We start from the raw sequence: 8,568 nt of genomic DNA, 5'->3' as shown, positions 1-8,568 counted from the left end.
ATCCCCAGGAACCATTGCGATGCTGGGCATAGGTTGTGAATGTCATTGCCTGCGACACCAATTCGCGGAGATCGGTATCCCCTTGCTCGTTCGCGGGGTTCCGCGACATGTAGAGCGCCTCGGCGACCGCCATCAATGCGATGCCATGTCCGTACATGCTGCCTTGCTGCCAATCAACTCCCGCATCAGCCTCGGCAGCGGCAGATCGCAAATAATACAGTCCGTCACGGACCACATTTTCATACTTGCCGCTCTGGTGAGTGTAGCCAGCGCCTAAGAATGCGAGTAGCGCAAGACCGGTCGCTCCGGTCGATGGAGTAGCCGTACCAGATGTATTCTTGCTATGACGGCAGCGTCCGTTACAGGGATCCAGTTCAAGATTAAACGACCAAGACCCGTTGGGACGTTGATGATTGGCAAGCCACTGCAGTGCGTTTTCGACCGCTTGTTCACTTTCCGCAGTCGCCCCAAAACGCTGGCCTAACTGTTTGCGGCCCTCAGGGGTGCGTCCCGACAAACCGCCTCCGCTGGGTACGCGGCTCAACCACGCGGCAGCATCACGAGCATTTGGGACACTTAACTGCATCACGGTTTGCCGAGGCAGCGGCGTCGAGCTTGTCACGCGACTCAGCGGCGACGCGATTTCACTCGGTTCCGCAAACGCGATCGCGACCGAGGCAGGACGCTCGGCGAGCGACGCTTCGGTCGTTCTGCTGTCATCCTGTTTCGGCAATGCTTCCAGCCGCACCACCGGTGCCGCTTCGCCTTGCCGGGCACGAATCGAGAACGTTTCGCGAACGGCCACGGGCAGCGTCAACAGAGCAAAGAGGATCAACAGCAGCGTATGCAAGATCGTGCTGATCAGCCCCGGAATGACTCGCGGATCATGGGTTAGACGTTTTTTCGAATCCGCTGCGGATGTTACTGACTGTAACGAATCATCCGGCTGCTGCGGCGGCTCGGTCTCAATCGGCGGCGCCGCGCACGCAGGCGCCATCGGCCAGTGCACCTCAGGTGCACTGGCGATCGAAGGGGTTGTGCCGGTGATGTCAGTTTCGCTTGTCAAAATGAGAGATCCTTATCTCTCGACTATAGCTCAGCCTGACGCAAAAACGTCGTAATTCTGTCGGCAGCAGCAGGCCTCGAGACTACTCGGCAATTTGGTAGGCCCGCGAGCGAAAGAGAAAATCGATGAGATTCCCTTCGTGAGGTTGCAGCCAATTCAATCGATTTGTGGGAATCGCCCCGATATTCAATCGATCGATGTCGGTACTATTGCCTGCGGCTTTGATCAAGTTGCCATCCCGCGTGATGACCGTGCCGATCAAGGTAGGGCCGATCCGATTAAGCATCTCTGATTGTGGGCACTGGACCACCGAGACGAAGGGGAACATGTACTCTTTGGCTGCGACTTGACGGTCGGGTGAATCAGCCAGAACGACCATCGGGCGAAGGTACGCACAATGATCTCGTTCGATCAACTTTTCGCCGTATTCGGCGGTCAAGTCGGTGACGCCCGATTCGGCCAAGTCTTGCTGCACCATCGCATAGGTGCCAGTTGCCATCGCCGGCACGGTGAACGCAGCGAGCTGTGCGGAATCGTCCGCCGGTGGCAGCACATCAACGGGGCCAATTCGCTTGGCAATCGCTTCGCCAATTTCGCGAGTGTGGCGGCTCGCCCAAATGCCCGAGCAATTGATACAGCTGCGCCCCGAATTGCTCAGCACGCTTTCGACCATCAGGTCCAAGTAATCTTCCCAGTTATCCACGACATCGTCGCCTAGCAGAATCTTGGAGAACCCAGGACCGTGAGCTTGCACTCGAGGGTTACCAGCGTGTTGAGCCAGCGTTTGTGCACTTCCAAAAATCATACTGCGTGATGTCTTGGTCATGATGGCGCCGCCGACATCATGATCGCCGGGGTACAGCGAAAACGCTTCTGCGGGGATTCCCGCTGCAATAAATGCCGAAATCATTCGGTACGGCGTCCACGGTTCTTGCGAACCTGGCTTGAGTGCCAAACCGATTTGCAGAGGCACCGCAGGCAACCACAACGTATGAACCCCTGGCGAATTGTTGGGCAACACGGCACCGAGTACCGGAGTTTGCACCTGATAACTGACAATCACTCCACGCCCCTCTTCGCCGTAGCCACGCGAGAGGATGGAAAGATCAAGTCCGCGAGTCAGACAATCAAGAATCTCACCCATGTGGGCAAGCACAAAACTGTTCTTCGCCATGTTCGATCGGCACATGTGCTCGGGCAATCCGGTACTGGCCGATTGCTGATGCACAAAATCATCGACACTCTGTGTTGAGTCACCGACACTCAAGTCACTTTTCTCAAACAACTCGGCTGCCTTCTTGCAACGGTTGATCAAATCGTCGGTTGAGAATTGCAGCAGTGCTTCGCGAGCCAAATGCGACTTTCGCATATCGCGACCGACGATCCCACCCCCGACCGTACCGACACGCGCAATCGGCGCCCCGGTATCGAAGTGGACAACGTCTTTGAAATCGAGCGACTCGTAGGGTTTCCCCCAACGCAGTGGACTAAGCGTGATCATGAACTTGAGCTTCTTTTGGTTTCGATGGTTCTCGGGTCGTTGTGTTTAAGCGAAGCATCCCTCTAAGGCCCGCAGACCTTGGATTAATGCCACTACAGTTGCGCCATCCGCCGACTGCGATTTAGTAAACGCCTACGGTGGTGGCACTTGCGAGTTCGTGGAATGGACGCACCCCGCTGACTCCATCCCATGGATACAAGTCGAACGGAGCTTCACGCTCTCCTTCGTCACGTTCCATGAACCCCGGCACAAAGAATTCATCGGTCAACGTATAAAGCTTCACACGGCCGGTCTCGCCAATCCCCACCACTTGGTTGTAGTCATCAAAGCTAACCACTTCGGTGGCCGCGCGAGGCTGGGGGGCGTAATACGAGATTTTGTATCCGTCGGCCGCCGTAATCGGTTTGCTACATGCCAACCCCATCAACGTGTTGCCATAGGTGGGTGTCATGTAGACGCCGCTTTCCTCCGGTGGACCACCAAGTAACTCTTCGACACAGAAACGAGTCCACTGCGGCGTGAATTCGGTGCCCCCAGAAAAAATCCCCGTGATGCCGACTTCTTGCAAACTGGTGCCTCGCTCTTCGAGTGCTTCACCGAGCGACTCGATCAACTTGGGTGTTCCAAACATGCACTTCACGTCGTGACCGGCGGTCAAAATCGTTATCGCCTGATCAATACAATGCTTCTTGTATTCTTCGAGATGTTCCATCCACCCCTTTTTGATCAACTTGACGACCCAGCGAGGATCCAGGTCGATACAGAAACAAATTCCATCGCGGTGCTGCGCTAGATGCTCGACGGCCAAACGCAGACGACGAGGCCCGCTAGGGCCCAGCATCAACCAATTCGCTCCCTTGGGAAAGTACTTTTCAGGCAGCGTGTTGCTGAACAACTCGTAATCTTTCCAGTGGTCCTCGATCACCATTCGGCTCTTGGGAACCCCCGTAGTACCCCCGGTTTCAAAAACGTAGACCGGCTTCCCCGCGTGGCCCTTGGGAACCCAGCGGCGGATCGGTCCGCCGCGAAGCCACTCGTCTTCAAAGAGCGGAAACTTTTTCAAATCGTCAAACGACTTCACATCTTTCAGCGGATCGAATTTCAACTCTCGTTTCTTCTCGAGCCAGAAGGGGCTGCCGGTGTCGTCGCTAAAGTGCCAATGAACAGTTTTCAGCGTGTGCTCGTTCAGCTGGTCACGAGCCGCTGCTGCTTGTTTCGCAACTTGCTCGCTGATTGGTTTATCCACAGCAGACATGAAAAATCTCGCTAAAGAAGTCAAGAGGATTGGGGTAGGATCCATACCGCCACCGATTGCGTTTGGCAACATGATGGTGGGGATTCACATCATATCAACAATCGACGAGTCCGTAATCCGGTGGCGATGTAAAGCAGCGGTGCCGTGGCAGGAAGGAGAGGGGGAGGTTGATGCCAGCCCATTAAGACCAAGATGGCAATAAAAAAACCACGGCCAAAACCGTGGTTGTTATTGATTCAGTGCTGCCCCGCCGGCTTGATGCCAGCGGAATCGATCAGCGAGTCCGTTACTTGATTGGACTGATTGGCTCAGGAGGGGTGATCACCGCGTTGTCATCATCGTCAATCGCGACCGCGATCAAACCACCGATAGCTGCGAGACCCACGATGCCGCCGAGTCCGCCATCACCACCAAATCCGCCGCCGCCGCCACCACCACCGTAGCCGCCGCCATATCCACCACCGGGGACGTAGCCGCCATCGAGAGGCGTACCAAAGCCATCGACGACGATTCCGCCATCACCAATGACTTCACCGGGAACGCCACAACCACAACCGTCAACAATCGGTCCGCCATCGACGATCACTTCGTCGCAGCAGTGGATGATCTGTGGCATCGGAGCGACTTGCATTTCGAAGGACGAGCAGCATTGCTTGTGATGACCAAAGATCTTGATCAGCTTCTCTTTGTCGTCAGCAGCCGATTTCTTTTGCGGTGCTTCGCCAACCAATTCAAAGCCGGCCAAACCAACCCCTGCCGAACCCACTGCAAGTAGCGAATATTCGCCCGCAGCCAGTTCATCGATTTGGAAATTACCTTCACGGTCGGTAACCGCTCGTGCCACGGTCTCGCCGTTGTTCACGATGAACACATTGGTAAGATCTGCAGCTTGTAATTCTCCGCCCGCAAGACGAAGAACACCCTTCATACCACCTTCGCTCTGCATGACGCGAAGATATTGATCGCCACAAACTCGCTTTGAAACTTCGTTCAATTTTTCAGTCGGCAGGGCAACCGCGGTTTCCGAGATTCTCGCGGGCAAATAGCGAATGACCGCACTCTTGACCAAGGTGTAATCGATGTTCGCAGCCGAAATTTCTACTTCGCTTGGGAAGTTAGCACCGGTGGCTGTCTGAGCATCCAAGACATGCATCGCACAACATGCAAATACGTCTTTGGCCTTTGCGGTCACCGAGTAAATCCCAGGCTTGATGTTCGCGACCGAGAACTTACCCGACTGATCGGAGGTGGCTCGCCACACTTTCCCATCGCTCGAGAGCAAGGTGACTTTGGCATCCGCGATCGCTTTCGCTTCGCCATTGACCGACGGTACAACGACACGCCCTGTCAACGAATCTGACGATGCGAGGCTTACCCATTGGCTAATCGTCAGATGGTTGACCTCGGTTTCGGCGTTCACACGCGGCGTGGCAACCACCGAGGCGAGTAGAAGTGCTAGTGCCGTTACGTAAAGTCTCATTTGGTCTGCCTTGATGTGTATTTTTGTAGTGATTGAGACGTAGCCGACTCGAGAGAAGTATTTCAATCGAGGAAGCTTGGGCAACTTGTATAGCTGCAATACTAAGTCATCCCCCTGCCGTAAACAAGCCTATAATCGTCATCTTTGCTATCACTCTCAGCGAAATTTCAGCCCTGCGAATCGCCAATTCACTGTTCCTTAACAAACCTGCACAAAAAAACACCCACCAGCACGCCTGAACACCACCCAATCGGGCCGGAAGCAACAATGCGGCCTGTTCATTGCGGTGTTCTGCTGCGAATGTTCCGCCACACGCTGACCGAGCCAATTAGTGACGAACCCCTTCGAGCCTCCGATCGAGCTACCACCTGAAAAGGGTGTCTTCGCAGACCACGCCACCCTGATCACGCGTCGATTCCTCTACCGAGTGATCCGATATCAACGTCCGTTCCCAGGACAACTTGTTTACAGCGGTTGGTGGTTTCGACAGAAAATCGAAATCAATGGAGTGCTGGTCTGGTGGAAAGTGAGCTGGTTAAACATCAGCCCCGAGGTCTCGTTTACCATCCCCGTCGAGGCCTACACTAACGAGCAAGTAGGCGAAGATGCATCCCACGAGAACGATTCGGTGCCGAGTCGACCGATCCAAGGACACATTGAAATCCAGTTCACACGCGGATTGAGAATCCGACGCTTTCGAATCTGGTTTGATCAGCAACTTGCCTATGACGAGATCGCCTGAGAGCGAGAGAGAGCGATCGCACGAGCGCGCGTCCACTAGCCGACAACATTGGCCGACAAAGACGATAGCCGAGGGCAAACGACAGCCTTAGGACATCGCCGGGCTAGGGGACCTCGACCACCACACCCGCGGGACCAGCGTTAAGGACCAAGGCAGGTCCGATTTGCACCTGTTTTCCCCAATCGCTGTGGATATGGCCGCAAACGACTAGCTTGGGCTTGCGGGCTTCGACGATATCCCGAATCGCTTGGCTGCCACGGACGCGACCGCCGGTGTCGTGGTCAACGCTATCGATGGGCGGCGAATGAACGACCAAAACGCCTCCTTCGGGACATCCCTTCAGCATTTCGGCGGCTTGGTCTTCGTCAAAATCGTAGCTCCAATCGCCGAAGGGCGTCACTGGGACTCCGCCTCCGACACCCCAAAACGGAACTCCCGCCACCTCGCATCCATCGCCGTGCAAGACGGTTGCCGTTTCCCAGAGCTTTGCCGCTTGCTGTAACTCTTGAGCCGTTTCCCCATTCCCAGGGACAAGGACCGACGGTTTGCGGATCGCTGCCAAGATGTTCAACGTGTCGGAGATTCCTCGATGCTGGTTCGCAAAGTCACCGGCACCGATCACCACGTCCACGTCGTCGGACATCGCGACCAGTTTTTCCGCAGCGGCCTTGTCACAGTGAAGATCGCTAAAGCAAAGGTATTTCATTGTTTTCTCTCGAATTGCATCGGCGTTTCGAACTCTCGAACAAAAAAACGCGTGGGCGGAATTGTAGCGACTCCGCCCCCCGAGTCTCAATCGGTTCGCCAAAGCAAGGTTACCGACAACGACCACAGCAACTAAAGTGACGGCTGACTCACTCCAATTCCGTTTGCTGATTTTGGCATGCCCGCAACGCTTCCTCCGAATTTCCGTCGCCCGCTGTTGCTGGCGCTTGCGATCGCGTTATTGCTGGGCAGTGCGATGGCTTGGTGGTGGGGAGGGGAGAGTTCGGCAAAGTTTGCTGCAGCAGCGATGGGACGCATCGGGCTTGTGCTGGCGGCCCTCTGGCTGGCATGGCCTTCGCTGCGTCGTCCGGCGCGTTGGTTTCCGCCCGCAGTGGCAGTGATCGGAGTCATCTCGCTGATGGTGTTGGCGGCTCAACCACGGCTGATCTTCGCGGTCGTGCCAGCGGCCGCCACGCTGATCTCGATCACGATGATGGTGCGTGGATTTCGCGGGCCTCCTAAGCGATAGTTCTCGCGGGCCTCCTAAGCGATAGTTCTCGCGGGCCACCTATGAGCGATCGATCTCGCGGGCCTACAGAGGGCAGCGCCGAGTTTTCTGGGATTTTTTGACGCTGCAAGCCGGACCGCGGCCCGCGGTGCCACCACCCTAAACAGGGGGGCATCCATCACAAGCCCTGCGGAGGCTAAAAACCGTGGAACATCGGTTTCACGCCGTCAAACGGCGTAAAACACAAGTTTCACGGGCTCGGTGGCACCGAATAACCGTAATCGGCGACAAAATTGGAAAAAACCTACCTCCTTGGCCTGCAAATGGCCGAAAGAACCAACAACACCGGTCTGATCAGATCGGTCGGAGGATCAGTTACCAGCGACGGTGACATCCTAAATCCTTGTCGCACCGGGCGACTGGGCCTCCGGCTGGTTATTCGCATCGGAGCGATTTAGCACTGTAGGGAGGCATTTCCATGCGACGGACGTATTTCGGATTGGCGATTGCCGCGATCGCTGCTTTAGGACCTATGCAGGTCTTTGGCGGCGACCGAGAAATCGCTCAGCAAATTATTCAACGGTTGAAAGTCAACCGCGACTCAGGAGCGTTGAAGGACTTCACGCTCGACATGAAAGTTGACAATGGCGTCGTGCTGTTTCGCGGCAACGTCAGCCAGTCGGCTCAAAAAGATCTCGTCCTGAAGACCGCTTCAGGCATCGAAGGGATCAACAACATTGTCGACGAAGTGACCGTCAACGGTCACGCCCCTGAGGCAGAGCAGGCGACCGCAATGGTCGTCAAACCAGTCAAAAGCGTTGCGATTGTAACGCCCGCACCTGCGATTGAAGCAGTCGAGCCCGCCCAAACGGTCACGACTCCAAAAGCAGTTGCGAAATCCAATCGCAACCAACCCCGCGAATCGAACTTTTCGTTCAGCCAAGCTTTGGCCGCGAAAGCTGCAGCGATTCAAAAACAAGAAGCGAAGCAAGAATCGGCATCGCCTGCCGAATCAACGATCGTTCAAGCTGCCATGCCTCGCTTCGAGGCTCCTGAGGTCATGCCGGGCGAAATTCGTCCGACTGCCGCGGTGGAATTGAACGCATCGCCGATTGCAAACGAAGACGAACAAGTCGTTTCGGCAGTCGTCGGAGCTCTCGGACAAGCCCAAAAATCGGGCAAACTTCGTGGCTTTGGCGTCGATGTCACCAGCCGTGGCGGAGTCGTTCACTTGAAGGGACGCGCCGCTTCGGAAAGTCAACGTGACGCGATTGTTCGTATCGCTGAATCGGCTCCAGGGGTCGCAGGGGT

The 8,568-nt window shown here is 55.8% G+C and carries 7 protein-coding genes and 1 pseudogene; 3 read left to right on the top strand and 5 right to left on the bottom strand.

Annotation, left to right across the window (positions count from 1 at the left end):
- The 4 genes and pseudogenes from ABX962_RS22850 to ABX962_RS22835 form a co-directional block, all read right to left on the bottom strand.
- Nucleotides 1–1,066 (bottom strand): annotated as a pseudogene (locus tag ABX962_RS22850) (hypothetical protein); the annotation flags it as partial.
- 82 nt (nt 1,067–1,148) lie between these two features.
- Nucleotides 1,149–2,567, bottom strand: a complete 1,419-nt coding sequence (locus ABX962_RS22845) for an aldehyde dehydrogenase family protein (protein WP_372722624.1) — start codon at nt 2,565–2,567, stop codon at nt 1,149–1,151.
- Between the two features lie 121 nt (nt 2,568–2,688).
- The gene (locus ABX962_RS22840) at nt 2,689–3,822 is read right to left on the bottom strand and encodes a hypothetical protein (RefSeq protein ID WP_345325578.1); all 1,134 of its coding nucleotides are present in this window, start codon (nt 3,820–3,822) and stop codon (nt 2,689–2,691) included.
- Between the two features lie 286 nt (nt 3,823–4,108).
- Nucleotides 4,109–5,302, bottom strand: coding sequence for a carboxypeptidase regulatory-like domain-containing protein (locus ABX962_RS22835; protein ID WP_372722622.1), 1,194 nt, complete (start codon nt 5,300–5,302; stop codon nt 4,109–4,111).
- Nucleotides 5,303–5,633: 331 nt separating this feature from the next.
- On the opposite strand from ABX962_RS22835, the gene ABX962_RS22830 reads away from it, so the two are divergent.
- Complete coding sequence (locus tag ABX962_RS22830) at nt 5,634–6,044, top strand: hypothetical protein (RefSeq protein ID WP_372722621.1); 411 nt, start codon at nt 5,634–5,636, stop codon at nt 6,042–6,044.
- A gap of 103 nt (nt 6,045–6,147) precedes the next feature.
- On the opposite strand, the gene ABX962_RS22825 is transcribed toward ABX962_RS22830, so the two are convergent.
- Nucleotides 6,148–6,750, bottom strand: coding sequence for a metallophosphoesterase (locus ABX962_RS22825; RefSeq protein ID WP_372722619.1), 603 nt, complete (start codon nt 6,748–6,750; stop codon nt 6,148–6,150).
- Nucleotides 6,751–6,927: 177 nt separating this feature from the next.
- On the opposite strand from ABX962_RS22825, the gene ABX962_RS22820 reads away from it, so the two are divergent.
- Together ABX962_RS22820 and ABX962_RS22815 are read left to right on the top strand one after the other, a co-directional pair.
- On the top strand, nt 6,928–7,278 hold the full coding sequence (locus tag ABX962_RS22820; RefSeq protein WP_345325571.1) for a hypothetical protein: 351 nt from the start codon (nt 6,928–6,930) through the stop codon (nt 7,276–7,278).
- A gap of 457 nt (nt 7,279–7,735) precedes the next feature.
- The coding region (locus ABX962_RS22815) for a BON domain-containing protein (RefSeq protein WP_372722617.1) at nt 7,736–8,568 on the top strand (833 nt) is incomplete at its 3' end.

The sequence above is a fragment of the Novipirellula sp. genome (assembly GCF_041583735.1).
In the GTDB taxonomy this organism is placed as follows: domain Bacteria; phylum Planctomycetota; class Planctomycetia; order Pirellulales; family Pirellulaceae; genus Novipirellula.
This window is presented reverse-complemented; position numbering and strand designations above follow the sequence as displayed.